The following is a 26,264-nucleotide window of genomic DNA, read 5'->3' on the forward strand; positions in this document are numbered from 1 at the left end:
AAACACCCCAGTTCATTGAACGGGGGCGTTTGGCTATTCAGAGCGCATCCAGGATGCTAGCCCTGCGGCATCGGACGGTCTCCGGCATGCCCTTGCTGCTCGGAAATCACCTGGATTTCCAGGCCCTTCGAGTCGTACAGCTTGCCGTCGATCAGGCGGTCGCCGTCTTCCAAGCCAGCCAGCTGGTACTTGTAGACGCTGCGCAGCGATGTCTCCTTCTTGCCCCAGTTCAGCTCATTGAAGATGATGTTCAGCAGGACCGCCATGATGGTGGCCGAGGAGATGGACGACTGGAAGATGGTGCCGAACCAGGTCGGGAATTGGGCGTAGAAGTCAGGCTTCACCATCGGAATGCAGCCAAAGGCCAGCGAGGTCGCGATGATCAGCATGTTCATGTTGTCATCCTTGGCCTTGGCCAAAGTGCGGATGCCCGCAGCGGCTACCGAGCCGAACAGCACCACTCCGGCGCCACCGAGCACTGGGGATGGGATGGAAGCGACCACGCGGCCAAGCACTGGCAGCAGGCCCAGGATGACCAGGATGCCGCCGCCGGCGGCAACCACGAAGCGGCTCTTCACACCGGTAATGGCCACCAGGCCCACGTTCTGCGCGAACGCGGACTGGGTAAAGGTATTGAAGATCGGAGCCACAGTGGAGGAAAGCATGTCAGCACGCAAGCCATTGGCGATGCGGCGCGAGTCCACCTTGGAACCGGTGACCTCGGCGACCGCAAGCATGTCTGCAGTGGTTTCGGTATAGGTCACCAGGATGACGATCATCATCGAGATGATGGCGCCGAGCTCGAAGACCGGGACGCCGAAGGCGAACGGGGTCGGCACGGCGAAAATGTCGCCGGTGAGCACCTGGGAGAAGTCCGCCATGCCCATGAAGACGGCCACCGCGGTGCCCAGCGCAATGGACAGCAGAATCGATAGGCGCGAAAGCGCCGGGATGCCGGATTTGGACAGGGCCAGCAGGATCAGCAAGGTCATGGCGGCCAGCGCAATATTCTTCAGCGAACCGTAGGAATCTCCGGCAGCCGCGCCGCCCATGGCCCAGTCAGCGGTGACCGGGAAGAGCGAGACGCCGATGATGGTGATCACCACGCCGGTAACCACCGGCGGGAAGAAGCGCAGCAGCTTGGCGAAGAACGGGGCGATCACGATGCCGATGGCTCCGGAGGCCAGCACCGCACCGAAGACCGCAGGCATGCCGCCGCCGCCGTTGAGGATCGCGATCATAGTGGCTACCCCGGAGAAGGAGGTGCCCTGGACCAGTGGCAGCTGGGCTCCGAAGAACGGGATGCCCAGGGTCTGCAGGATAGTGGCCAAGCCGCCGATGAACAGGCAGCTGGCTACGAGCACGCCGATCTGGGCGGTGTCCATGCCCGCGGCGCCTCCCATTACCAGCGGCGGGGCGATGATTCCGCCGTACATGGTCAGCACATGCTGGAAACCATAGGCGACGGTTTTCGGCGCGGACAGGCGTTCGTCCTCGGGTCTGATGCTCTCAGCGGGTTGGCTGCGGGCAGCACTCATGGGGAATTTCCTCTTCGGTGGACTGCAGATCGGCGCTCCACAAGGTGTGGTGGAGCGCGCCACTGACAATTCTCTCGCAAGAGTACGCCTGGTGAACAACAGGTTGAGCGGTTGCCGCTGCGACTTGCATTACGTCAAGCGCTTGCCTTCCTTAGCTATCCAGGGTCCGTCCCGGCTGCTGGGTGTGTTCCACGAAGCGGACCATCATGGCCTTGAAGCCCGGGGTATTCGATTCGCGGGCCACAAGGTCGCGGTGCACCAGCGCGTTGGCCTCCGGATAGTAGGCCGCTACGCAGCCTTTCGCCGTCGGGTAGGAGACCAGGCGGAAGCGGTTGGCCCGACGCTCGGTTCCGGCAAAGGTCGAGATCACATCCACCAGCTCGCGGTCCGCGAAGCCGGTATCGGCCAGGTCCTCAGGGTTGATCAGGATGACCCGGCGTCCGTCCTTGATCCCGCGGTAGCGGTCATCAAGCCCGTAGAACGTGGTGTTGTACTGGTCGTGGGAACGCATGGTCTGCAGGATCAGGTGGCCCTCGGGAGCCTCCAGCGCCTCGAACTCGGAGACAGTGAAGCGGCCCTTGCCGATATCGGTGGCAAATGAGCGGGTATCGCGCGGCGGGTTGGGCAGCACGAAGCCGTTCTTGTCGCGCACCCTCTTATTGAAGTTCTCGAAGCCGGGCAGTACGCGCTCGATGTGGTCGCGGATCACGTCGTAGTCCTCGGCCATCGCCCGCCAATCCACCGGATGCCCATCGCCCAGGATCGCCTGGGCCATGCGTGCGACGATGACCGGCTCGGCCAGCAGGTGCTCGGAGACCGGGGTGAGCCGGCCGCGGGTGGACTTGATGACCGACATCGAGTCCTCCACCGAGAGGAACTGGGCACCGCCAGGATGCTTGTCATCCTTGTCGGTGCGGCCCAGGGTCGGCAGGATCAGCGAGGTCTTGCCGTGCACCACATGCGAGCGGTTGGGCTTGGTGGAGATGTGCACGGTCAGCTTGGTGCGCTGCATGCCCGCCTCCAGCGCTTCGGTGTCCGAGTTGGCCAGCGCGAAGTTTCCGCCCATGGAGACGAAGACATCCACTTCATCCTTTTCGAAGGCGTGCAGCGCTTCGGTGGAGTCGTAGCCGTGGGCGCGCGGGGAGTCGATGCCGAATTCGGCATCCAGCGCCGAAAGCAGCTTCTCGGTTGGCTTCTCCCAGATGCCCATGGTGCGGTCGCCCTGCACATTGGAGTGCCCGCGCACCGGGCAGGCACCGGCGCCTGGCTTGCCGAAGTTGCCCTGCAGCAAGAGCAGGTTGATGATTTCCTTGAGCGTTGGCACCGAGTGCGGCTGCTGGGTCAGTCCCAGCGCCCAGCAGATGATGGTGGCCTTGGACTTGGCCAGCAGCATCGCGATCTCGGTGATCTGGGTGCGGGTCAGCCCGGTGGCTTCTTCGGTTGCTTCCCAGTCCAAGGTGGCACGGGCGTCCTTGTAGGCATCGAAGCCGTCGGTGACCTGGGCGATGAATTCATGATCCACCACGGTTCCCGGATGCTTCTTCTCTTCCTCGAGCAGCAGGTGCCCGAAGGCCTGGAACAGGGCCAGGTCTCCGCCGACCTTGATCTGCAGGAAGTCGCTGGAAATCGGATCGGCCTTGCCCAGCATGCCGCCCACGGTCTGCGGGTCCTTGAAGCCGAAGAAACCGGCCTCGGGCAGTGGGTTCACCGCGACCACACGGGCGCCGCGCTTGCGCGCATCGGCCAATGCCGAGAGCATGCGCGGGTGGTTGGTGCCCGGGTTCTGCCCGATGACGAAGATCAAATCAGTGTGCTCGAAGTCTTCCAGCGAGACGGTGCCCTTGCCGATGCCGATGGTCGGGTTCAGTGCCGTGCCCGAGGATTCGTGGCACATGTTCGAGCAGTCCGGCAGGTTGTTGGTGCCCAGGGACCGGGCCAGCAGCTGGTACATGAACGCGGTCTCATTGGCGGTGCGCCCGGAGGTGTAGAACACGCACTTGTCCGGGGTGGTGGCGTTGACGTGCTCGCCGATGGTGGAGAAAGCCTGCGCCCAGCTGATCGGGGTGTAGTGGGTTTCGCCTTCACGGATGATCATCGGCGAGGTGATCCGGCCTTGGGATCCCAGCCAGTATTCGGTCTTGTCCTGCAGGTCCGCGATGGAGTGCTGCGCGAACCATTCCGGGGTCACGGTGCGTGCGCTGGCTTCCTCAGCGATGGCCTTGGCACCGTTCTCGCAGAATTCGGCAGGCTTGCGCCGCTCGGTAATGGATTCGGGCCACGCGCAGCCCGGGCAGTCGAAGCCGTCATGCTGGTTGACGCGAAGCATTGAGCGCAGGGTGCGCGACGCCCCTGCCTGGCTGAAGCCGCGCTCCATCGAAACCATGACGGCTTTCAGGCCCGCAGCGGCATGGGCTGGCTCGCTGACTTTCAGATCATCTTCGTTGATGTCTTTCTTAGGTGCCGAACGATGCATGAGACCCTCCTCTGGGTTGCGCGGCTGGTACTGATATCCAGCTCACATATTACTAGGCTACGCCTTGATCACGCGATGTGCATGCGTATAAATATTCACGCTGTGGTTGCGAGAAAATGCTGCCAGTGTCAGGCCCGCTTCCTCGGCCAAATCCACGGCCAGCGAAGAGGGCGCGCTGACCGCGGTCAGCAGCCCGATTCCGGCCATGGCCGCCTTCTGCACCAGCTCGAAGGAGGCCCGCCCGGAAACCTGGAGCACGGCATCATGCAGTGGCAGCATCCCGGCGCGCAAGGCCGCGCCGATCACCTTGTCGACCGCATTATGACGCCCCACGTCCTCGCGCAGGATCAGCAATTCGCCGGTGGCCGAAAACAGCCCCGCCGCATGCACTCCCCCGGTGGAGGAGAACAGCTGCTGCGATTCGCGCAGGGTATCGGGCAAATCCAGCAGGGTTCCCAGCTCGATGATGCCGGTGCCGGAATCCAGTTCGAATCCGGCCTTCTTGCGCACCTCGTCGATTGAATTGGTACCGCAGATACCGCAGGCCGAGCTGGTCACCACATTGCGCGCGGCGGCCAGATCCGGTGGCGTGGCTCCGGGCCCGAGCTGCACCTCGATGACGTTGAAAGTCTGGTTGCCCTCCTCGTCGGTGCCCGCGCAGTAGCGCATGGAGACCAGCTGGTCGGCCTGCCGGATCACTCCCTCGCCTACCAGGAATCCCGCCACCATGTCGAAGTCGTCGCCCGGGGTGCGCATCGAGGTGGTGTACGAGGTGTACCCGAAGCGGATCTCCAATGGCTCCTCGCCGGCCAGCCTCTCCTCGCGCGGGCGCCAGCCGCCATCGCGCGTTGCGCGAATTACCCGGCGGCGGATGATCTTACGGCCCATGTACTACTCCTCGACAGCTACTCAACTCCCCTGAGTGTGGCACCGTTGCCGCCCCGCTGGCAACGCGGGCGGGGTAGCAACCGCAAACTATCCAGATGGACACCACTCTCGAGCGCTATCTGCGGCTCTACGATGAACAGCTGCGGACCGAGGCCGAGACTTCCGGCGCCCTATCCGTTTGCAAGCTGGGTCCGCTGCGCTTGGCAAACTTTGCCAATGGGCGTGGCTTCATCACCTACCCGCGGTTCACCGGGCGCGAACCGCAGACGCTAGCCCAGCTGGCCGGTCCGGCGCTGGAGCGTTTCGCGGCGCAACCGCAGATCTCCAAGGTGGAATTCAAAACCCGTGGACACGACTACGCACCCGGGCTGGCCGAGCGCTTGCACTCGCTGGGCTTCGTTGCCCAGGAGACCGAATCGATCATGATCGGGCCGCTGCAGGCGTTGTTCAGCGATGGAATCACTCCTGCAGGTGTGGAATTGCGGCGTTCGAGCAGTGCGGATGAGATTGAAGAAATGTGCCGCGTGGTCGACCGGGCATTCGGCGAACCCTACGATCCGGCGACAACCCAAGCGCTGGTTTCGCGCATGGCGAGAAATGACGGCATGGAACTGTGGGTTGCGTGGGCCGATGGGCAGATGGCCGGCGCGGGCCGCCTGGAACCCGTCGCAGAAACCGAATTCGCAGGCCTCTGAGGAGGCGGGGTACTGCCCGAATACCGCGGCCGCGGCATCTACCGGGCTCTGGTCGATGCCCGGGCACGTAGCGCGGAGGCTAGGGGCATCCGGTATGTGCACAGCGACAGCACCGAGTATTCCCGTCCGATACTGGAGCGCCAAGGACTGGTAAAGGTTTCCTCCACCACCCCGTATCTGTGGAAGCGCACTGCAACCCGAACCGCGCTGTCGCCAGCTACTTCTGCGAAGGCTGGATAATGGCGAATTCGGCGCCTGTCAGGTCGCCGAGCACGGCCATGCGGCCAAAGTAGGAATCATGGGCTTCGTGGATGACCGTGCCCCCGAGCTTTTCGGCGAGCGCCACAGTTGCATCGGCGTCCTGAACCGCGAAGTAGGCGCGCCATCCGGACTTGGAATCCGGATAGCTGGAGATGTCGAAGATTCCAGCCACCGCCTCGGATCCCTGGCCGTAGGTATGGTAGCGGAATTCGTCGGTGTCCGAGACCGGGGACAGGCACCAGCCCAAGGCTATCCGGTAAAAGCGGGCCACAGCCTCGAAGTGCTTGGTATGCAGCTCGCTCCAGATGCGCGTGCCAAGTGCCAGGGTTGCGGCGGTGTCCGCTGATTGGAATGCTTGGAAGAGCCCGACTCCGGTACCCGCTGGATCCCCGATGATCGCCATGGTTCCCTGGCCGGGAATCTCGATGGGCTTGAGGTAGACCTTGCCGCCGTGCAGCTTGGTCGCGTAGGCGGCAGCGTGCACATCGGTCACATTCAGGTAGGTGGTCCAGGCGTCATCCACCTCGGAATCCGGGTCATTGGCGATGAAGTCCGTGACCATTGCCCCGTCAAGGTAGACCTCGGCGAATCCCTCGTCGTCGCTTGGCGCCTCTTGACGTACTTCCCACCCGAAAAGCTTGGTGTAGAACCGGGCGGCACCCTGCACGTCGCTGGTGATCAAATCGACCCAGCACGGCTCGGCCCGTGGCTCCCTTGGTGCCGGCATCGCTCCCCATTCCACAGTTCATCCAGCTCGTTTGGGCTGAGTCTATGTCCTTTTTATTCAGATCAGCAACGGAAATTTTGCTGCTGACCAAGATATTACGAAACTCAATCCCTCGGAATGAACCGTAGTTCCATTATGCTTTAATGTGACATAGCACACAAATCCCCACTGGCCCATCCGAGGAGTTCCCCATGAGCGTTTCCACATCCAATCTCACTGTTTCAGTGGCGGCCATCCTTGCCGAAGGGGCTACCCGGTATGGAGACCTGAACGCCATCACCGTCGATGGCCGCAGCACCACCTATGAGCAGCTGTGGGAGCAAGCCCGGCAATACGCCGGAGCCCTGCAAGCCCAAGGCATCGAGGCGGGCGACCGGGTGGCCTTGCTCATTCCCAACGTCACGGACTTCGCCCGCGCCTACTACGCGGTTCTGGCCCTGGGCGCCGTGGCGGTACCGGTCCACGCGCTGCTCAAGGCGCGCGAGATCTCCTACATCCTGGAGGATTCCGGAGCCAAGCTGCTGATCTGCGCCGCACCGCTGCTCGCCGAGGGCGCGTCGGGGGCTACTGCTTCCGGGGTTCCGGTGCTCAGCGTGCTGGCCCCGGAGGAAGCGGGCACCATCCGGCTCGAAGACCTCGCCCGGCACGCCGCGCCGATTGGCACCTACCTGCCGCGCCGCCCCGAAGACCTGGCCACGATCCTGTACACCTCGGGCACCACCGGCAAGCCCAAGGGGGCCCTGGGCACGCACCTGGCCTTGATCGAGCAGACCCACACCACGTTGCTGAACACCATGGAATTGCGCCGCGGCGACAAGCTCTTCGGCGGACTGCCGCTGTTCCACACCTTCGGCCAGACCTGCGTGCTCAATACCGGGCTGCGGGTGGGCGCCGAGATCATGCTGCTGCCCAAGTTCACCGCCACCGGTGCCCTCCAGCTCCTGCTGGATGAGGGAATCGATGTCTTCTTCGGGGTGCCGACAATGTACGTGGCCCTGCTCGAAGCCGGCAAGCAGCGCGACGGGATGCCAGAAAAGCTGCGCTACGCCATTTCCGGCGGCGCTTCGCTTCCGGTCTCCATCCTCGCCGCGTTCGAGCAGCGCTTCGGCGCGCGCATCCACGAGGGCTACGGGCTGACCGAGACCTCGCCGGTAGCCTGCTTCAACCATGTAGGCGTCGACCCGCGGCCGGGCACCGTCGGCACACCGGTCTGGGGCGTGGATGTGGAGATCGCTGACCCAGCCTGCGCCGATGAGATCCGGTTGCTGCCGCGCGGGGAGCTCGGCGAGCTGGTCATCCGCGGGCACAACCTGTTCTCCGGGTACCTGAACCGGCCCGAAGCCACTGCCGAAGCGGTGGTTGATGGCTGGTTCCGCACCGGGGATCTGGGGACCAAGGACGAGGATGGCTACCTGCGCATCCTGGACCGGACCAAGGACATGATCCTGCGCAATGGCTACAACGTGTACCCGCGTGAAATCGAAGAGGTGCTGGTCTCCCATCCGGAGATTTCCAATGCCGCGGTGTACGGGGTGCCCCACCAAACCCACGGCCAGGAGATTGCCGCTTCGGTGACCCTGGAATCTGGCTCCACGCTGTCAGTCCAGGAGCTGGTGGCGTGGGCCAGCGCGCAGATGGCCGCGTACAAGTACCCGCGGCTCATCGAGATTGTGAAGGAATTCCCGCTGGGCCCCAGCGGTAAGATCCTCAAGCGCGAACTGGTTGCCCAGTTCACTGCCGAGGATGCCTAGCGAACGCTATTCGCCCGCACCGCCGTAGTTCGGGGCGCGACGTTCCAAGAACGCGGATCTGCCTTCGGCCAGATCCGCGTTCTCCCCGTTTTCCTCCCACATCGCTTCCCACCAGCTCTCGGTTGCTTCACCCTGGCAGAGCAGGTTGATCGCTTCCTTGGTGCGGGCAATGGAATACGGCGAATTCGCGGCGACCTGCCGGACAAGGGCAGCAACCTCCGCTTCCAATTGCCCGCTGCCGACCACCTTGGTGAACATGCCCCAGCGTTCTGCCTCGGCAATGGAAATCTTCGCTCCGGAGAACAGCAGGTACTTGGCCCGGTGCTCCCCCACGGTACGCACCAAGCGCTCGATGCCCGGACGCGGGAAAACCAGACCGATTTTGGCCGGGGTGATCGCGATGCGCACATCATCGGATGCCAGCTGGATGTCGCAGGCCGAGGCCAGCTGCCAGGCCCCGCCAAAGCAATTGCCCTCCACTACCGCGATGGTGGTTTTCGCGCAGCTGGAAATGGTCTTGTCCAGCAGGTCGAAATGGTTGATCAGCTCCCCTGCAGAATCCCGGTCAAAGAGCACCTGATCCATGTCATCAATGGCGATGCCAGCACAAAAGTTCGCCCCGGCACCGCGAACCACGATGGTGCGCACCGTTTCGTTGGTCGCCAAGCCCGCAAAGGCACCCACCAGATGCAGGCACATGTCCTTGGTCAGCGCGTTGAACTGGCGCGGGTTATCCAGCAGTACCGTGGCAACAGATCCGGAAATGCTCACGCCCACTTGTGCTTCTTGGTCCTTGCCCATTCGGATCCTCCCCGATTTTCATGCGTCATTGGCAATCTATCGCGAATCAAGGAGTTTGCAATACCTCCGGAGCTAGGTGCGTCGCAGCGAAAGCACCCGTTGCAGGACCACGAAGATCAGCAGCAGTACGCCGATGACGATCTTGGTCCACCAGGAACTGAGAGTTCCTTCGAAGGTGATGATGGTTTGGATCAGCCCCAGCACCATTACGCCGACCACCGAGCCAAGGATGAAGCCCATCCCGCCGATCAGCAGTGTTCCGCCGATGACTACCGCGGCAATTGCATCCAATTCCATGCCCACACCGGTCAGCGCATAGTGCGGCCAGTGGCAACCCCATTACGAATCCGGAGGCCAGCTTGCTCAATGGCGCGCTGTTGACGGTAGTGATCTGGCCGTTGCCTATCAGCATGGCCGATCACCGCACCGGCGAAATCCGACAAGTTTGAATCTGCAGAACATGAACCGGTGGCGAAACCTGCAAGATGGGTTTGCGCGAACCTACATGTGCGAAACTGAGCATGTGGACGCACAAATCATTTACACAATCGTCGCTGGGCTCTTGCTGGTCGTTTCAGCGTTGGGCACCATTTTCCCGGTATTGCCCGGCTCGCTATTAGCCATCGGCGCCTTGCTGGGCTGGGGCTGGCTGCTGGGCTCGGCCGCTTCCTGGTGGGCAGCCGGACTGGGCATGGCAGTAGCCTTGCTGGGTTGGTCCGCCTCGGCAATTCTGACCGGCAAAAAGCTCAAGGAACATCAGGTTCCCACCGGCTCCATACTCTTTGCAGTCCTCGGTGCCATTATCGGCGCGTTCCTCATTCCGATCGTTGGCATGTTCGTCGGATTCGCGGTGGGACTGTTCGCTGGCGAAAGCGTGCGCCGACGCGACTTCTCCGGCGCGTTCGGCTCTTCCTGGGCTGCGTTGAAGGCCATGGGACTGGGCATCGTGGTTGAATTCGGCTGCGTTCTGCTGGCCTCATCCATCTGGGTGATCGGGTTGATCACCCACTTCGTGACGCGCTAGATCCATCCCATCTCACGGGCCCGGCGGGCCGCTTCTATCCGATTGGCCGTATTGGTTTTGCCGATCGCATTAGATAGATGATTGCGTACAGTACCCGCCGACAGATGCACGCCTGAGGCGATCTGCGACACCGGCGCTCCGGCAGCGGCCAACCCCAGTATTTCGCGTTCACGCTCAGTCAAGGGGTTTGCTTCGGCGCCTACGCTGCGCATGGCTCGTTGCGGGTCCACTACTTTGTCGCCGGAATGGACCCTGCGGATGGCAGCGATCAGCTCCGCCGGTGGGGAATCCTTGACCAAAAATCCGTGGGCCCCCGATTCAAAGGCCTGGCGGAAATACCCAGGACGATCAAAGGTCGTCAAAATCAGGACTTTGACCTCAGGATGGCTGAGTTTAAGTTCTGCTGCCGTGCGCAGGCCATCTTGCCGCGGCATCTGGATATCCAGCAGCGCGACATCCACTGGGTAGCCGGTCAGGGCCGGTAACACTTCATCCCCATCTGCGCATTCAGCCACTACCTGGATGCCTTCTTCAAGATTCAGCAGGGCAGCCAGAGCGCTGCGCACCAGGTGCTGGTCATCGGCAATCAGGACCCGGATCATTGTGTTTTCCCCTTATCGGCATAGACGACCTGTACGCTGGTTCCGCCGAGTCGAGAAGCCCCGACGCTGCAGCTGGCATTGAATTGCCGGGCCCTTTCCTGCATCCCGCGAATGCCATGTCCCACAGCATTTGGTTGCAGCCCGTCCCCGTCGTCATCCACGCTGACTCTAGTTGAACCGATGTGGATCACCACAGTGCTGGCGTGTGCATGGCGCAGCACATTGGTGACTGCTTCACGCAGGATCCACGCGATATGCGAACGCAATGTCAGGGGAATCTGCTCTGCGGTGCCGGCCACCGTGAATTCAAGATTATTATCCGTGCAGGCCTGCTGCAGTTCGGCCAATTCCGCTGCAAGGTCCTGGCGGCTCAACCCCTGCACCGTAGTTCGCACCGAATCCAGGGCATTCACCGCCAAGGCGCTAAGCTGTTCCAGTTCCCCGCGCACCTGACCATAGTCTTCTTCATCAAGCAATCGCAGGGCCAGCTGCGCTTTGAGGTTCAGGGCCGTGAGCGAATGCCCAATGCCATCGTGGACATCCCTGGCGACGCGTTCTTGTTCTGCCACCAGCAGGTAGTCACTGCGGATCTTCTCGGCCGACGCTGAGCGGGAAATTGCGGCAACAGTAATCGCATAGACCACCATGAGCACGATGTTCAGGCCAATCAGGAAGATTGCATCGAGGAATCGTCCAAATGCCAATGGCAAGGCAAAGCTGAGTACCAATACAATTGCATACGTGCCAATCAACCACTTCCTGGTCAGCAAGAACGCCGCATAGGAAGTGATGAACGGGAACAATCCCATGGCGGTCAACCCGGTGACCGGGATGCCTACGAGGATAATGACGCAGAGAATCAAAAAATTCACGTGCGCCCGGCGGGTGCTTGTTCCTCCGCGTCCGATGGTCCAGGAGAACTTCGCATAAGACTGCAAGTAGACGCCTGCAAAGAGGGCTACCAGCCCCAGCCCGATAATTCGGGTGGACAACGGATAGTCCTCGACAAGCAAATCCATGATCGGGAAGACCAGGAAGATCACCCAGACACCGGCCACCAGCCAACCACGGCGATCCCAGAATTTCTGGTCATCATCCAAGCCGCATGCTTCCTGGCTGGCGCCGTTGCCATTGGGCGGGCATTGGCTCATTGGCGAGCCTTGGCCTTGCGCGTGGCGATCACCGCGAACACGACGAAGATAATTGCCCATGCCACTAGGTTAGTCGCTGGCATCCATAATGGATCCGGCGCCATCTCAACTCCTTGAGGCATATCTTTCAACAGCGGGTAACGGGCTAAGGCTACATAACCGAACATCGGTGTGAAGCGAGCAGCGTCCAGCATTGCACCTTCCAATGGCATGAAGACATTGCCGAAGAAAGCGAAGAACACCATCAGCCCTGAGGCCAAGCCCAACGCTGATTCGGATTTGAACAGCATTCCCACGCCGATGCCGTAGCAGGCGAAGATCATTGCTCCGAGCAGGATGATCAAGTAGCTTGCAGCCCAGATCCAGTCCTCAACCACTTCGGCGCCGGTAGCCGCACCCAAGGCGAAGACGATGGCCGCCGAAATTCCGGCGACGGTGGCAGCGACAATCATTTTGCTTCCCACGAACATCGCTGGTGGCATCTTGGTCAGTGCTATCTGGCGACCCCATCCCTGCATGGTTTCGGTTGCCACGGTGCCTGCGATAGCCACCGTACTGACCGCAGCACCATAGGCTGCCATGGAAATCATCAGATAGAACTTGACGTTTCCGGAGCCCAGAGAAAATTCTGTGTAGCTGGGGATATTGCCAAACAGGATATACATGGCAGCCGGCAGCAGTAAGGCAAAAATCAGGTTGTATCCATCGCGGAAGTGCCGGGCGAATTCCACGCGAATATAGGTGCTCATCATGATGCGTCCTTGGTCAGCTGTATAAATGCGTCTTCGAGGCTAGGTGCAGAAATTTCAAGGTCATAGCCTTGATGTTCCTGCAGGATGAAGGAGGCAAGACTGTCGGAATCAAGACATTGGAAGGAGAACCGCGGCCCCATGCGCTCGGCGATCGTTGCTGATGGGTGAGCCCTTGCCACCTGCTCGGCAATTTCTTCCGAGGGGAAGGAGGCGCTGACTGTACGTCCAGAAATCAGCTTGCGCAGTTCTTCGGTTGCCCCGTCCGCGACGATCTTGCCTTGGCTCATCAGCACAGTACGTTCAGCGAAGTTCTGTGCTTCTTCCAGATAATGAGTTGCAAAAATGACTGTCCGGCCGCTAGTCGCTTCACTTCGCATGGTGGACCAGAACTCGCGGCGGGCCATCACATCCATGCCCGCGGTGGGCTCATCGAGGATCAGTACGTCTGGGTCAGGCAGCAGCGCCAGCGCGAACTTGATGCGTTGCTGCTCGCCACCGGAGCATTTGCCCACACGACGTTTGGCGATCTTGGCCAGTCCGGTTCGTTCTATCACTGCGTCGACTCGGTCAGATTGCTGGTGCATGGCCGCAATGACTTTGACCGTTTCTTGGACCGTCATGTCTCGAAGCAGGCCACCGGTTTGCAGCACTGCGGAGACCCGTCCCGAGGAGACAGCCTGGTGTGCATCCAGCCCGAGGATCTTCACCGATCCCGCGGTGGGCTGGGTCAGTCCAAGGATCATGTCCACAGTAGTAGTTTTTCCGGCACCATTCGGACCCAGGAAGGCCACGATTTGCCCCGTTTGAATTTGGAGGTCAATGCCCTTAACGGCTTCGACCTTGTTGCGCGGAGTAGAGAATGTCTTTTTCAATCCGCTCAGCGAAACTGCGTCGGTTTTGATCAGCGTTTCCATGACTCATAGTCTTCCGTCTTTGCCCGGTGCTCAGAAGAGCAGAAAGTCATGTATTGCCCATGACCGTTGTCATGGGCGGAAACTAGTTGCACCGAAACAACCATGCCGTTTATTGCGCTGGAACTAGTTGTGAGCTTGGCAACTGAGGATTTCTCGATGCTAGATCCCCGCTCCGATCCTTCGCTGCGAAAAGCCATGATCCATCCGGGTCAAGGAACAAATTGGAAATTTCTGTCCTTGTGATCGGGTTATCCCCTACCAGACTCTACGGATAGCAATCTGGGAAACTCACAGCGTATTCCCGTAGGATTTTTGCTGTGCTAGATCATTCTTTGTTTCTTTCCCTTGTGACCGATTATGCGACCCCGACCATGGGCGCGGCGTTCCTGCCCGACTGGTTGAACCCGGCGGTCTTCCTGAACGACCCTGCGCTCGGCCCTTGGGTTCTGCTGCTGGTCTGCGGCATCGTCTTCGCCGAGACCGGTCTGCTGGTTGGATTCTTCCTGCCCGGCGATTCAATGCTGTTCACCGTGGGCATGCTCATCGCCACCGGCACCATCCACATTCCGCTGTGGCTGTTCTGCCTGGCGATCTTCGTCTGCGCCTTCGCGGGTGACCAGACCGGCTACATGATCGGCAAGAAGACCGGCCCAGCGATCTTCAAGAAGCCCGACTCCCGCTTCTTCTCGCAGGCCAATGTGGAACGCGCCCACGATTTCTTCGAGAAGTTCGGTGGCCGCGCAGTGATCCTGGCACGCTTCGTTCCAGTTGTTCGCACCTTCGTCCCAGTCATTGCCGGCGTTGCCAAGATGAACCACAAGACCTTCGTGATGTTCAACCTGATTGGTGCCGCCCTGTGGGGCATTGGCGTGACCCTGCTCGGCTACTGGCTGGGCCAATTCACCTGGATCGAAGAGAACATCGACCTGATCTTCATCCTGATCGTCCTCATCTCGTTGATCCCTATCGGTGTTGAACTGCTCAAGGCCCGCAAGCCGAAGAGCAAGACCATCGAAGACTGATTTTCAAGCACTTCTCCGGCGGAACTGTCCTCCGCCCCACTGCACGCCGCGGCGCATCAACCAATGTTCACAAGGTTGGGTTGTGCCGCGGCGTACTCCTTGGCAGACAAGATCCACGTCGTCTTCCAAGGCCTTGTCCGCCTCGCGCGTGATCGGTCGGATGGCATTGGCCAGCACTTCGCAGTCGCAGTATCCGCCCAGCAGCTGCATCTTCCGTTCCAAGGCGGTGGCCCGCGGGGCAGTCGCATCGCGATAGGCCAGCAAGAAGAGATGGGTGCCGTCGCATCCATGCGTGCTCAGGGCGCGATAGAGGAAGCAGGCAAGGCATTCGTGGTCGGCCGGTTGCGGCATCGTTTCCATGGTGGACTCCTCGTCATTTCGTGGTTCTTCGGTCTCAGCGGGTGCCTGCCCGCCTAGCCGCTTGCTTCGATCTTCGACCGTTTGACGGCTGTGCTCCCGGCCGCAGAGGCGGAGTGTGGACAACGTCCCCGCCAGCACCGGGGGCAACATGTGCGATGATTCAACTGACCACGTTGGCCAAGATCACGCCGGGAAGGGCCGCGCCATGGACGCCGAGACGCTCACCACCATTTCGCAACAGCTTGCCGCACTGGCCGAAGGCCTGCGGGATGGCAACCTTGCCGGGACCCCACAAGCGGCAACATCAGCGGACCTGCCAGTGCGGTTGATCCATACCCGCGCGGATCTGCTGAAATCCTTCGATTCCATGATCGACCGTGCCGTGCACTCCATCGATGCATTCGACCGCGGTGAACGGCCCGAGCAGTCCCACCTGCTCAGTGGTGCAGGTGTCGTTCATGGCCGAAAAAGTCACGGCATCGCGCGTGCGGGCCATCTCGAAGGCCAAGTTCCGGCGAGCCGGCGGAAAGCTCAGGAGCCAGAGCAGGCTCGGACGGATGACGTCGGCGCAAATCAACATCAATAGCCCGCTGCTCAAATGCGGTGGCTGCGAACCGTGCGGGCCATCGGCGCAATCGCCCGTGAACAGCTCCCGCCAGTCCTTGGCCTCTTCGGCCCCGCTGACCTCCCAACGCTGCTGCCATGTCTCGCCGGGGAACGTCGAGAGCCATCCCAGCACTGCCAGCACCCCTTTCCTTCGGTAGTTCTGACTGGTCGTATTATTCAACTTGAACGGGGCAGCGAGGACTCGCTCAATTACCGCCGTGCGGTCCAGGCAGGTCGAAGGCCACGAGGTCTGCTGAACCCGGGCGGGAAACCCCGCCTTCAGCTGATTCGCTGTGCGCGGGGGCGTCCTGCCCGCCGTGGCTGGGCCCTGGGCCGTTTGGTTCTCTGACTGAACACTAGTCAACAGCTCGTCCCCGCTCATGAGGGGTCCTTTCCAAAGAGGACTTCCAGGCTCTCCGGCCGGTAATCCGGGGCCGGGGTGGGGCCCTGGCCATGCCTGAGCTGCCGGGAGTGGAAGGCCAGCACCCCGGCAATGACATCCTCGGTCACGGGGTTCAGGTAGCGTTGGGTGGTTGATAAAAACGCGTGGCCAAGTACCCATTGCACGTCTGTCAATGGAACCTGCGGATCGCGGGCCATTCGGTAGGCAGCCGTGTGACGCAGGTCGTGCAACGACCAATGCGCGCCCAATGATTCATTCGCCCGGTTGAACATGGCCCGGGCCGCGTCATAGGTCAAGGCCCTGAAGGGGCGGCGCAAAGTCCACCACAAGGGTTCGTCCTGACCAGCCGGAACCAGGTCTTGGACCTGAGCCTGTTAGAGGCGCAACCAGACAAAGGCGTCCGGGGCCGCGGGCAATGGCTGCAATGCACCGGTGCCCTTGCGGACCACGGTGATCAGTTGCTGTCCGGGATCGGCGTCGGCCACTGTGGCACCTATCAGTTCCGAGGCCCGAGCCCCAGTCGATACCCAGAATGCCACCAGCGCCCTGTCTCGGTGGGAGCTCAACGCCGCAAACAATCGGTCGAATTGTTCATCGGGAATCGCCTTGGGCGCCCGAATGACGACCTTGGATCGATAACGGCCGTGACGCTTCCCGCCGAACGCCTCCGTCGGGCCTTGCGGTACCCGCGCCCGGGTGCCGGCCCTGGAGCGTGCCAGGGGAAAAGGATTGAGCATCGGACCGGTACCGGCCTCCAGATGAAAATCGTAGAAACTGCGCAGCACGCTTTCGCAATGCGCCACCGTGACGGCGGCGTACCGATCGCCCTGCAGTGTTGTTCCCGAAGCGGCAAGCGTCGGCTCCGCCGGCGAAGATGGGCCGGGCATCGTGATGACGCCGTCCTCGGGATGTCGCCAATGCGGGCGTACTGGCTTGCGGACCATCTGCAGCCAACGGCAAAAGTCACGCCCTTCGGCCTGCGTCGCTTGGTCCCACTGAACCCGAAGCGCCGACAGGAACCTGAACCACCTCATCAGGTCCATGCCGTAGGAGCGCAGAGTCTTGGCCGATCGGCCGCAGGCGAGCAACTCGGCGAAGTAGGCCGATGCCGGCTCGATGGTTTCCCCGGAATCATCGATCAGTCGGAAGGGCTCGAAGGGTTCCCCGGTCGCTACCAGTGCTCCGGACAATGGCACCGCCAGCTCGGAGAGGATCCGTGGGGCATTCTCCTTGTTGTTCATGGGATCAGAACCTAGCCGATGCCCGCCTCTGGATCTATAGATTTCTCAGTGGAGTTTGGGTAGTTCGGTTAACACGTCGGTCTTCGCGGTGCCCGGATACATGTCTGCGATGCGGCGCATCGTCAGCCCGGGCAGGTAGGCAACGCTGATTCGCAGGTCTTGGGCTACTGCTATGGCCAGTGCACCGATGGTGGCCGGCTGGTCCACGAGCACGGCACCGCGTGCGGAGAGCTCGTGGTAAATGCTGGTGAGTTTGGTTTCGTCATTGGGCAGTGTCTTGTTCCAGATTTTGGTGCCGTCCGCAGCCAGGGCACAGGCCCAATGATCGGTTTTCCCGGCGTCCAAACCGAGGAAGATCTCGACATCAGTAGTTTCCATGACTAGCGCTCCTTTGAACTAGTACGGTGTTCAAAGTCGGCCAGCGACCGGTAGCGAAGTCTTACACCCACGTTACGACTGACGTCCAAGATGCTTGGCGTCGTGCCCCTGATTAGCAATCACCTCGCTGCCTTCCAGCCCCGGTGGCAACACACCCCCCCGGATCATTGAAGACAGGGGCAAGACACCATGCCGGGACTGGTTGGCCGACAACTCCTATCATCCTCTGATGGAGGAGCTATCAACAAGGTAACGGGAGAGCAGGGCGAGGCGCATCTGCCACGACGGGGCGTTCCGATGCCGCCGTATCCCAGGCCGATACTCCCGACCCCAAAGCGGGCTGCCACGGCATCCAGGGTTGGCCCGAGGTTGCGTCCCTCACCGGGTGGGCCGAGGCCGGGCAGGGTCTCGGCCTGGCCGGCGGGGCGCAGGTCGGTGAGGACGACGCCGGCCCGCACAACCACCACCTCGGCGGAAGAAACGGCCAACAAGCTAAGGACCCACAAGAAGGACGCCGAAGCCGAGGAACAGACCCGACAGAGCCTGGACCAGGGCCCGAAGCACGGCGACGACCGTGGACCCCGCTACACCGCTAGATCCGTCGTTAACGAGGTGATGGCCACCGGCTCATCCGTGTGAGGGGCTTGGGAAGGCCAGCGGCCATCGGTGTTCCGGCAGCTAGTACTACAGTCGCGTTGGTTGGGACCAGAGGAGCGGTACCATCAGTCGCCTGATTCCGGCCAGCATCGCGGTCACCCAGTTGGCGACCTTCGTCGAGTTCAACTTGGTCGAACTCGAACGGAAGGCCCCAGTGACTACAACTCTGGGTCAGCTACCCGCGTGCGAAACGGGTTACCCATCGATGCTCTGTGGCAGAACCAGCGGGTTATCATCACGCAAAGCCTCCGGCAGCAGCGCCGTCGGGAAGTTCTGGAACGCGACCGGGCGCAAGAAGCGGGCGATGGATGCGGTGCCGACTGCGGTCGTGGTCGACGCGGTGGTCGCCGGGTACGGACCACCGTGCTGCTGCGCGTAGGTGACCGAGACCCCAGTGGGCCATTGGTTCCACAGTACGCGGCCGGCCCGATCGGCCAACGCAGGCACGAGCGTGCGCGCCAGCTCCAGGTCAGTATCGACTTCGTCGGCGACGATCGTCGCTGTCAGCTGGCCGTCGAGCGCCCGGGCGACGAGCTCGAGATCTACGGTGTCGGTGTACGTGACGATCAGACCGACCGGACCGAACACTTCGGTAACCAGCGCCTCAGGCTCGGCCAGAACGGCATCCACGGTCGTGAGCAGCAGCGTCGCCTCGGGTTCCACCGAGCGACTCTCCTTGCCTTCGCGCAGCACCGAGACCGCGTTATTGCCGGCCAGCGCGTCCAGGCTCGCGACGAAGCCCTGCGAGATCCGATCATTGAGCAGAGGCGCCGGGCCAGGTGCGGCGGCCGACCGCAGCGCATTCACTACCCCCGACTCGGCCGGCACAAACAGCACACCCGGCTTCGTGCACAACTGACCCTGGCTGCCGGTGATCGACGCGAGGTAGTCCTCGGCAATTTCGGTCGCACGGTTTGCCGCTGCGGAGGGTGCGACGAACGCAGGGTTGACGCTGCCCAGCTCGCCATAGAACGGGATCGGCTCGGGTCGGGCGTTCGCGATGTCGAACAAAGCGCGCCCACCCGAAATCGATCCGGTAAACGAGGCCGCTTTGATCGCCGGGTGCTCGAGTGCCTCCACGCCATTCTGCGTACCATGGATGACGCGTAGCAGGTCGGCGGGCGCTCCCGCCTGGACGACGGCCTCCTCGATAACCGCAGCCATGGTATCCGACAGGCGCGGATGACCCGAGTGGGCCTTCACGAGCACTGCATTGCCGGCCGCAAGCGCTGCTGCCGTGTCGCCTCCGGGCACCGAGAACGCAAAGGGGAAGTTGCTGGCAGCGAAGTTCAGCACCGGGCCAATAGGAATCAACATGCGGCGCAGGTCGGGTCGCGGTGCACCCATCGGCCACGTGGCGTCGGGGCGATCGATGCGGGCGTCGACGAATGCACCACGCTCGACCTCGTCGGCGAAGATGCGCAACTGGAAGGTGGTGCGCTTCAGCTCGCCCCGCAGGCGCGGCTGTGGCAGCGAAGTCTCATCCTGGGCAATGGCGATGAGGTCGGGGCCCGCCGCGTCGAGGGCATCGGCGATGGCACGCATGACACGGGCACGCTCGGCGTAGGCCGTCGCGGCCCAAACGCCGGATGCGGCGGCGACCCGGGTGACCACCTGGTCGATGGTGAGGTTGGGCGCGTCAGTCTCGGTCATCTGGTCCTCCTGTTGGTTCATGCAAGCGGCGGTCTCACCGCAACTCCTCCATTGAACGCACATGTCCGGCTAGACTGTAATCATGAGTTCCAATGAGCGGAACATACCGCGCTCCATGATAGGCCGTGTCGCTGCAGTACTGGGCGCCTTCAGCGGGGAATTTCCGACGCTGGGCGTGAACGACATCGCGCGGCGGTCCGGGCTCGCCAAGTCGGTCACTTCTCGCATCATCAGCGAGCTGGTCGCCGTCGATTTCCTGGAGCGCGCCGACAATGGTGTGCGTGTCGGCATCCGGCTGTTCGAACTGGGCGAGCTGGTGCAGCGCTCGAAGGAGTTGCGACGGCTCGCGTTGGCCGCGATGGCAGATCTGCGCCAGGCGACCGGAACGACCGTACAGCTCAGCGTGCTAAAGGGCACCGACCAGGTCTACGTCGAGATCCTGCGCGGTCACGATGCTGACATGGCGATCCGCTCGCGAGTCGGTGGGCGCGTTCCCGCCTATGCGACTGCGGGTGGCAAGGCAGTGTTGGCGCATTCTGCCGAGGCGGTCGTCGACATGGCTATCCCCGAAACCTTCGAACTGCTGGGCCCCGGCACCGTCCCCGACGAGCCGAGCCTGCGACGGCAATTGGACCTCGTGCGCAACAACGGCTACGCCCACGAGATCGAAGAGTCGAACCCCGGCGTGGAATGCGTCGCTTGTCCGATCCTGCGCGGCGATGGCACCCCGATCGCGGCGATATCGGTCTCCGGCCCTGCGGGCCAGGCCGACATGCTGCAGTACGCCCCCGCAGTGCGCATCACCACCCTCGGGCTTAACCGTCGTATCCGAGCGAACCCCGCCTTCAACTCCCTCTGAGCAGTTCCGCTGACCGGAACTTGAGCTGTACATGACGGATGCACTCCGCCTACTGTGATGATCGTCTCAGAGAGCCGATCGCCGCGCAGCGCCACGGGCAAAGCAGCCCGCCTCGCACCGAAGCATCGAAGTCGATGAGGCTCCACCGATCAAAGAAATAAGGAGGCGCCTGCATGAAGGCGATGGTGATGTACGAGACCGGCTCACCGCTGGTACTCGAAGAGTTGGAGCTCGATTTGCCCGGACCAGGTGAGGTTCGCGTACGCATCGAGGCCGCCGGCGTCTGCCACAGCGATGTGCACTACATCTCTGGCGCCCTCGCCGCTCGCACCCCGATCGTGCTCGGCCACGAGGGCGCCGGCATCGTCGAACAGGTCGGCGACGGAGTGACCACCTTCGCCCCGGGCGACAAGGTCGTGCTCATGTGGCGCCCGCGCTGCGGGGAATGCGAGTTCTGCCTCTCGGGCAAGCCCGCGCAGTGCACTCTCGGCAAGGTACACGGCCAGACCAACGGCCTGCTTCGCGGTGGCACTCGCCTCAGCAAGGACGGCGTGCGCTATCACCACCTCATGGGTGACTCGGTCTTTGCCGAGCACGCAGTCGTCTCCCAGGAGTCGCTTATAGCAATCGACGCCGATGTCCCCTCGGAGATCGCAGCGATCGTCGGCTGCGCCGTCATCACGGGCATGGGCACCGTTCTCAACCGTATGCCCGACCTGACAGGCAAGACCGTCGCCATCATCGGCGCTGGCGGCGTCGGGCTCTCGGCCGTGATCGCCGCCGAGCTGGTGGGCGCTGCAAAGATCATCGTGTCGGATGTTGTGCCTGCGCGCCTCGAGAAGGCTCGCGAGCTCGGCGCGACCCACACCATCGACTCAAGCGCGGAGGACTTTACCGAGCGTGTGCTTGAGATCACCGGAGACGGCGCCCACTACGTATTCGAGGCCATCGGCCGCCCCTCCACGATCCGCGCCGGGTTCGACTCGCTGCGACCCGGCGGCACCGAAGTCGTAGTCGGGCTTGGCGCGGCCGGCGAGGAGCTCTCGATCCCGATCAACATGCTCGTGCAGGGTGACCGCCGGATCGTCGGCGCGCTCTACGGATCGTCGAACACGCCCGTGCAGCTCCCAGAGATCCTGCGCCTGTACAAGGCAGGGCGTCTTCCGCTCGACCGCCTGCTCGACCAGACCTTCGCGCTCGAAGACGCCAATGAGGCGATCGAGCACCTGCGCACGGGTGCCGTCGGGCGTCCCATCCTCGTTCCCGGGTCGCAACCTCTCGTCGCCATCCCCAACTACGCATCCGCGTCGCTTTCAAAGGAAACAGTATGACCGCCACTAAAGATGAGAAGCTGCCGAACGACAGGCCCGAAATCGTCGTCACGGCCAAAGATCGCCGCCGCGCGCTCTGGGGCAGTGCCGTCGGATCCACCATCGAGTGGTACGACTACTTCCTATACGGAACGATGGCGACCGTCATCTTCAACACCCAATTCTTCCCTAGCGCAGACCCCGTAGTCAGCTCGCTACTGGCCTTCGGCTCGTTCGCCCTGGCCTTCGCCGTGCGCCCCATCGGCGGCGTCATCTTCAGCCACATCGGCGACCGCATCGGGCGCAAGAAGACGCTCGTCATCACCCTGACCCTGATGGGCGTCGCCACGGTGCTTATGGGTGTGCTGCCCTCGTACGCGGCGATCGGCGTGATGGCGCCGATCCTGCTGACGCTGCTGCGCCTGGTGCAGGGCCTAGCGCTCGGTGGCGAGTGGGGCGGCGGCCTGCTGCTCGCGGTCGAGTACGCGCCCAAGAACCGCCGTGGCTTCTACGGCGCCGTTCCGCAGATCGGCGCACTGGCTGGCCTTGCGCTCGGCAACATCGTCACGATCGCGGCGCGCGCCGTCTTCCCCGAGGAGGCGTTCGAAAGCTTCGGCTGGCGCATTCCGTTCCTCCTTTCGGGCGTGCTACTCGTCACCGGCCTGTGGATCCGCGCGCGTATCGACGAGACGCCCTCGTTCCGCAAGGTGCGGGCCGAGGGCACCAAGCAGAAGCTGCCGATCGTGACCGTGCTGAAGCACTACTGGCGTGAAGTGCTGATCTCGACTGGCGCGAAGTTCGTCGAGACGAGCACGTTCTTCATCTTCGCAACGTTCTCGATCTCCTACACCATCGGTCTCGGCTATGACTTCGCGTCAATCCTGGCGTTCATACTCGTCGGTTCGGTCCTCGGCATCGGCAGCATGCTCTTCTATGGTGGGCTCTCCGACCGCATCGGGCGCAAGAAGGTGTTCCTGGTCGGGTCAGTCGCCGTGGCGATCTTCATCTTCCCCTACCTCGCCATGCTCTCGAGCGGTAACCTGTGGCTCGCGGGCAGCGCGATCATCGTCTCCTTCGCGGTCATCTGGCCGACCTACGGCTCGCTTATCGGCACGGTTCTGGCCGAGAACTTCGCACCTGAGATCCGCTACACGGGCGCCTCGGTGGGCTACCAGCTTGGCGCCGCGATCGTGGGTGGTCCGGCTCCGCTCATCGCGACGGCGCTGCTGGCCGCGTTCATGGGCAGCTGGGTCCCGGTGGCGATCTTCGTGGCGCTCTGCGCCGTCGTCGGATTCATCTCGGTTGCATTCGTGAAGGTGCGCCACAACGAGGAGCTCGATGTCTGAGCAGCTCTCGACCGCGCTGACCCAGGCGCCCCGCGTGGGCGCCTGGGTAACGCTCGACTCCATCGTCGCGACCGAGCAGATCTCCCGCGCTGGCTTCGACTACGTGTGCATCGACGGCCAACATGGCCTGCTCGGCTATGACGCCCAGGTACGTGCGCTGGTCGCGATCGCGGCCGGTGGCGCCGTGCCGTTCGCCCGTGTCTCGACCAACAGCGCCGCCGAGATCGGGCGGGTGCTCGATGCGGGCGCGCGAGGCGTGATCGTCCCGTTGATCGACTCCGCCGTCGAGGCTCGCACGGCGGCATTGGCTGCCCGATACCCAACCTCAGGCGGAATTCGTTCCTTCGGTCCCATGCGACTCGGGCCGCACTTCAGTGCGACGCCAGCAGAGACGGATGCGTCGGTCACTGTGCTCGCGATGATCGAAACAGCGTCGGGGCTGGCTGAGGTTGAGGCCATCCTGGACGTCGACGGGGTCGACGGCGTCTACGTCGGGCCATACGACCTCTCCTTGGCGCTCGGCGCACGTGTGCCGGTCGAGGACGCGATCCTGCCGCTTCTGGACGAGGAGCTGGACCGTGTGATCGCCGCTGCGAAGGAACGCGGAAAGATCGCCGGCGTACACTGCGCCGACGGACTGCAGGCCGCTCGGCGCGCCGAGCAGGGGTTCACCTTTATTACCGCCGCGACCGATGTCTCGTCGCTGCGGGCCGACATGGCACTGCAGCTGGGGAACGCGCGCGGCGTGGGTGCCGATCTGGGCAGGGCGTACTGATCCTCCAAACTCAGCCGATCACGCCGTGACCCGCGTAGCCGACGACCACCCGCACCTACAGCAGTGGGATGCTCTGTGGCCCGTCGATCTCGGCGAAGTGGTCGCTCTCGCGGTGCGCGGTGAACGAATCCGTGCCGTCATAGATCTCGACGATCGGGAACACGTGCTGATCATCCACGACTTGAAAGTGATCGTCGCTCCCCTGCTGGGAACCCTGCACATCACCATGAGCAACCGGATCAAAGCACCTACAACCTAGATGAGTAAGTCCTAAACTACTCCAACACAAAAGACCTCCTGAAACAGATCAAAAAATCTGGTCAGGAGGCCTTTTAACGTTTGACGGAGAGTGTTAAGAATTATGGAAAAGCAAGCTTTCAACGCTGCACTCAAGAAGGGCTGGACGCAAACCGAGTTGAACAAGATCGGCACACCGTCCCGTCGCCGGGCTCGCAAAAAAGCCAACGAAACGACCCCAGCAGCCGAAAGTTAAACAAGCGCACAGCAATGGGCCGGCACTCACCTCACGGTAAGTGCCGACCCATTATTTATTCCTGGTTACGTGGGTAGCCTCCTGCCCACATGTGCACAGCAAAAGCCCTATCCGCTGCGCTGCTTTTCCTGCACCCACGTGGACAGCAGGAACCAAACGACCGCCCGCACACAAGCCACAAGCTGCGGTACCTGAGTTCGCCTACGACGAGTGATCGTGGCCCATGCACGGCCTCCATAACTGAGCGCAATAGCGCAAGAATTCAGCTCATCTGGCCGACGGTCCACACGCTTCTAAAACGCCCTTCAAGGTCCACAACACGGAGACCTACGTCTCCAACCCAAAAGCTATTTACAGGCCACGGAACCAAAGATGTCCCTCGACGCACGAGCCTTCAGGTGAGCTGGTCAAGTTTCGGAGACACAAATTTTTGATTCGACTGGTTTAGCCCCCAGATGGCGAACAGTGTATAGGCCTCGGTGTTAATTGTGGACTTTGGGGTCGCACCATAAACACGATATCTAGCGCTACACATTCAGAGTCTTCTTACCTTGAGCTCGTGCGGCAATGATCAGTACTGCAGAGCTGACAAAACCAAGGATCATCAATGGCAACATTGACAGCCCGAAACTGCCGGTATTGTCATGAATGGCACCGATAACCCAGTTTCCTCCAAAGGCTGCCAGCGAACCGAGAGCGTTGACCATGGCCACACCAGCAACGGCTTCACGTTTACCCATCCACTCAGTCGACAGGCTCCAGAACGGGCCCTTCGAGGCATACGTGCCCATGAGAACAATAGAAACAACAATCATGAACAATGGCAGTGAGACCGCCCACGGAATGAAGATCAGTCCCACAGCTGCAACGCACATTGGGATGACCGTCGACATTACGCGCTTGCGTGTCTTGTCCGAGTATCGGCTCCAGAGCAGCATCACGATCACGGCCGCAGCAAACGGAACAGCGTTAATCCAGCCAACTTGTACATCGGTCAGGCCGAAAGACTTGATCATCTGTGGCTGCCACAGGGACAGGCCCTGGCTGATAGCAGCAGTGCTCGCGTATACGAGTGCCAGGATAAGGATCTTAGGGCTCAACAAGATTTTCATCAGGGGTAGACGTTCGGACTGTTCCACTATGGTTTCCTCAGCTAGCTTGTTTTCGAGCCAATCACGCTCGGCTGCCGGAAGCCACTTCGCGTCCTTCGGGCGCGAAGGAAGCACAAACATCGCAATAATGCTGTCGGGTATCCATATGAGGGAATTGCGCGTACCGTCGAAAGAACACTCCGCGATAGTACCCGTGGCAAACCTGGCACCTGCACCATCCACGACAACGCATCGCGGCAGGGCTCTAACTGGAAATACCGCAAGAGCCGCAAGAGCGGAGGCCCGCCATGTCCATCCACAGCCTAAGATCCCACACCGCTGAACACGTCAAGCATATCCTTGGCTCCCGCCAAGCCCGCATCCATCTGGCCTCCTACGGCTGAAGGGAAGGGATGCCCATCGTCCTGGCACAACCCCACGAACGACTCGATGACGTCATGGGACTGGTCTCCATCCACGGACGATCCGCAGT

The 26,264-nt window shown here is 62.0% G+C and carries 24 protein-coding genes and 2 pseudogenes; 9 read left to right on the forward strand and 17 right to left on the reverse strand.

Annotated elements, in window-relative coordinates:
• Positions 1-56: 56 nt before the first annotated feature.
• The 3 genes from AB4Y71_RS14440 to fdhD form a co-directional block, all read right to left on the reverse strand.
• Entirely contained in the window at positions 57-1,538 is a 1,482-nt protein-coding gene (locus AB4Y71_RS14440) for a nucleobase:cation symporter-2 family protein (RefSeq protein ID WP_441721345.1), read from the reverse strand.
• 151 nt (positions 1,539-1,689) lie between these two features.
• The gene (locus tag AB4Y71_RS14445; protein ID WP_441721348.1) at positions 1,690-4,011 is read right to left on the reverse strand and encodes an FdhF/YdeP family oxidoreductase; all 2,322 of its coding nucleotides are present in this window, start codon (positions 4,009-4,011) and stop codon (positions 1,690-1,692) included.
• Between the two features lie 57 nt (positions 4,012-4,068).
• The gene (fdhD, locus tag AB4Y71_RS14450; RefSeq protein WP_441687686.1) at positions 4,069-4,899 is read right to left on the reverse strand and encodes a formate dehydrogenase accessory sulfurtransferase FdhD; all 831 of its coding nucleotides are present in this window, start codon (positions 4,897-4,899) and stop codon (positions 4,069-4,071) included.
• Between the two features lie 95 nt (positions 4,900-4,994).
• Here fdhD and AB4Y71_RS14455 point away from each other — a divergent pair, with 95 nt between their 5' ends.
• Entirely contained in the window at positions 4,995-5,594 is a 600-nt protein-coding gene (locus tag AB4Y71_RS14455; RefSeq protein ID WP_441721351.1) for a GNAT family N-acetyltransferase, read from the forward strand.
• Positions 5,595-5,811: 217 nt separating this feature from the next.
• Here the strand turns inward: AB4Y71_RS14455 and AB4Y71_RS14460 are convergent, their stop codons facing one another.
• Positions 5,812-6,582, reverse strand: coding sequence for a VOC family protein (locus AB4Y71_RS14460; protein WP_441721353.1), 771 nt, complete (start codon positions 6,580-6,582; stop codon positions 5,812-5,814).
• 191 nt (positions 6,583-6,773) lie between these two features.
• Between AB4Y71_RS14460 and AB4Y71_RS14465 the strand changes: the two genes are divergently transcribed.
• Positions 6,774-8,333 (forward strand): long-chain-fatty-acid--CoA ligase, encoded by a 1,560-nt coding sequence (locus AB4Y71_RS14465; RefSeq protein WP_441721355.1) that lies wholly within the window; start codon positions 6,774-6,776, stop codon positions 8,331-8,333.
• A 6-nt stretch (positions 8,334-8,339) separates the two neighbouring features.
• Here the strand turns inward: AB4Y71_RS14465 and AB4Y71_RS14470 are convergent, their stop codons facing one another.
• Both AB4Y71_RS14470 and AB4Y71_RS14475 read right to left on the reverse strand, forming a co-directional pair.
• The gene (locus tag AB4Y71_RS14470) at positions 8,340-9,134 is read right to left on the reverse strand and encodes an enoyl-CoA hydratase/isomerase family protein (RefSeq protein ID WP_441721358.1); all 795 of its coding nucleotides are present in this window, start codon (positions 9,132-9,134) and stop codon (positions 8,340-8,342) included.
• A gap of 72 nt (positions 9,135-9,206) precedes the next feature.
• Positions 9,207-9,452 (reverse strand): annotated as a pseudogene (locus tag AB4Y71_RS14475) (ABC transporter permease subunit); the annotation flags it as partial.
• A 205-nt stretch (positions 9,453-9,657) separates the two neighbouring features.
• On the opposite strand from AB4Y71_RS14475, the gene AB4Y71_RS14480 reads away from it, so the two are divergent.
• On the forward strand, positions 9,658-10,158 hold the full coding sequence (locus AB4Y71_RS14480) for a DUF456 domain-containing protein (RefSeq protein ID WP_441721360.1): 501 nt from the start codon (positions 9,658-9,660) through the stop codon (positions 10,156-10,158).
• Here AB4Y71_RS14480 and AB4Y71_RS14485 read toward each other — a convergent pair.
• The 4 genes from AB4Y71_RS14485 to AB4Y71_RS14500 are packed head-to-tail and all read right to left on the reverse strand — an operon-like array spanning position 10,155 to position 13,577.
• Positions 10,155-10,760 carry a response regulator gene (locus tag AB4Y71_RS14485; protein ID WP_441721362.1) on the reverse strand — a complete coding sequence of 202 codons (606 nt, stop codon included), beginning with the start codon at positions 10,758-10,760 and terminating at the stop codon, positions 10,155-10,157. The genes AB4Y71_RS14480 and AB4Y71_RS14485 overlap by 4 nt on opposite strands.
• On the reverse strand, positions 10,757-11,971 hold the full coding sequence (locus tag AB4Y71_RS14490) for a sensor histidine kinase (RefSeq protein WP_441721364.1): 1,215 nt from the start codon (positions 11,969-11,971) through the stop codon (positions 10,757-10,759). The genes AB4Y71_RS14485 and AB4Y71_RS14490 overlap by 4 nt, the downstream gene beginning before the upstream one ends.
• A complete protein-coding gene (locus AB4Y71_RS14495) occupies positions 11,908-12,663 on the reverse strand; it encodes an ABC transporter permease (protein WP_013350211.1) in 756 nt (251 codons plus the stop codon). The genes AB4Y71_RS14490 and AB4Y71_RS14495 overlap by 64 nt, the downstream gene beginning before the upstream one ends.
• Entirely contained in the window at positions 12,660-13,577 is a 918-nt protein-coding gene (locus AB4Y71_RS14500; RefSeq protein ID WP_441721367.1) for an ABC transporter ATP-binding protein, read from the reverse strand. Before AB4Y71_RS14500 ends, AB4Y71_RS14495 begins: the two co-directional genes overlap by 4 nt.
• 347 nt (positions 13,578-13,924) lie before the next feature.
• On the opposite strand from AB4Y71_RS14500, the gene AB4Y71_RS14505 reads away from it, so the two are divergent.
• Positions 13,925-14,599, forward strand: a complete 675-nt coding sequence (locus AB4Y71_RS14505) for a DedA family protein (protein ID WP_441721369.1) — start codon at positions 13,925-13,927, stop codon at positions 14,597-14,599.
• 3 nt (positions 14,600-14,602) lie between these two features.
• Here AB4Y71_RS14505 and AB4Y71_RS14510 read toward each other — a convergent pair whose 3' ends face one another.
• The 6 genes and pseudogenes from AB4Y71_RS14510 to AB4Y71_RS14535 form a co-directional block, all read right to left on the reverse strand.
• Positions 14,603-14,959, reverse strand: a complete 357-nt coding sequence (locus AB4Y71_RS14510; RefSeq protein ID WP_441721372.1) for a DUF2695 domain-containing protein — start codon at positions 14,957-14,959, stop codon at positions 14,603-14,605.
• A gap of 304 nt (positions 14,960-15,263) precedes the next feature.
• Entirely contained in the window at positions 15,264-15,947 is a 684-nt protein-coding gene (locus AB4Y71_RS14515) for a hypothetical protein (RefSeq protein WP_441721375.1), read from the reverse strand.
• On the reverse strand, positions 15,944-16,297 hold the full coding sequence (locus tag AB4Y71_RS14520) for a site-specific integrase (protein WP_441721378.1): 354 nt from the start codon (positions 16,295-16,297) through the stop codon (positions 15,944-15,946). The genes AB4Y71_RS14515 and AB4Y71_RS14520 overlap by 4 nt, the downstream gene beginning before the upstream one ends.
• A gap of 45 nt (positions 16,298-16,342) precedes the next feature.
• Positions 16,343-17,209 (reverse strand): site-specific integrase, encoded by an 867-nt coding sequence (locus AB4Y71_RS14525; protein ID WP_441721381.1) that lies wholly within the window; start codon positions 17,207-17,209, stop codon positions 16,343-16,345.
• Positions 17,210-17,284: 75 nt separating this feature from the next.
• Positions 17,285-17,587: pseudogene (locus tag AB4Y71_RS14530) on the reverse strand (IS110 family transposase); the annotation flags it as partial.
• Positions 17,588-18,439: 852 nt separating this feature from the next.
• Positions 18,440-19,897: an aldehyde dehydrogenase family protein gene (locus AB4Y71_RS14535; protein WP_441721384.1), complete on the reverse strand. Its 1,458-nt coding sequence runs from the start codon at positions 19,895-19,897 to the stop codon at positions 18,440-18,442.
• An 82-nt stretch (positions 19,898-19,979) separates the two neighbouring features.
• On the opposite strand from AB4Y71_RS14535, the gene AB4Y71_RS14540 reads away from it, so the two are divergent.
• The 5 genes from AB4Y71_RS14540 to AB4Y71_RS14560 all read left to right on the forward strand — a co-directional run bounded on the left by AB4Y71_RS14540 (position 19,980) and on the right by AB4Y71_RS14560 (position 24,446).
• Entirely contained in the window at positions 19,980-20,756 is a 777-nt protein-coding gene (locus AB4Y71_RS14540; protein WP_441721387.1) for an IclR family transcriptional regulator, read from the forward strand.
• A 173-nt stretch (positions 20,757-20,929) separates the two neighbouring features.
• Positions 20,930-22,087 carry a zinc-binding dehydrogenase gene (locus AB4Y71_RS14545; RefSeq protein WP_441721390.1) on the forward strand — a complete coding sequence of 386 codons (1,158 nt, stop codon included), beginning with the start codon at positions 20,930-20,932 and terminating at the stop codon, positions 22,085-22,087.
• Positions 22,084-23,412, forward strand: coding sequence for an MFS transporter (locus tag AB4Y71_RS14550; RefSeq protein ID WP_441721393.1), 1,329 nt, complete (start codon positions 22,084-22,086; stop codon positions 23,410-23,412). The genes AB4Y71_RS14545 and AB4Y71_RS14550 overlap by 4 nt, the downstream gene beginning before the upstream one ends.
• Positions 23,405-24,187 carry an HpcH/HpaI aldolase family protein gene (locus AB4Y71_RS14555; RefSeq protein WP_441721396.1) on the forward strand — a complete coding sequence of 261 codons (783 nt, stop codon included), beginning with the start codon at positions 23,405-23,407 and terminating at the stop codon, positions 24,185-24,187. Before AB4Y71_RS14550 ends, AB4Y71_RS14555 begins: the two co-directional genes overlap by 8 nt.
• A 25-nt stretch (positions 24,188-24,212) precedes the next feature.
• Positions 24,213-24,446 carry a hypothetical protein gene (locus AB4Y71_RS14560; RefSeq protein ID WP_441721398.1) on the forward strand — a complete coding sequence of 78 codons (234 nt, stop codon included), beginning with the start codon at positions 24,213-24,215 and terminating at the stop codon, positions 24,444-24,446.
• A gap of 761 nt (positions 24,447-25,207) precedes the next feature.
• On the opposite strand, the gene AB4Y71_RS14565 is transcribed toward AB4Y71_RS14560, so the two are convergent.
• Positions 25,208-26,014: an MFS transporter gene (locus AB4Y71_RS14565; RefSeq protein ID WP_441721401.1), complete on the reverse strand. Its 807-nt coding sequence runs from the start codon at positions 26,012-26,014 to the stop codon at positions 25,208-25,210.
• Between the last annotated feature and the right edge of the window lie 250 nt (positions 26,015-26,264).

It is taken from the genome of Glutamicibacter sp. MCAF14, assembly GCF_052114325.1.
In the GTDB taxonomy this organism is placed as follows: domain Bacteria; phylum Actinomycetota; class Actinomycetes; order Actinomycetales; family Micrococcaceae; genus Glutamicibacter; species Glutamicibacter arilaitensis.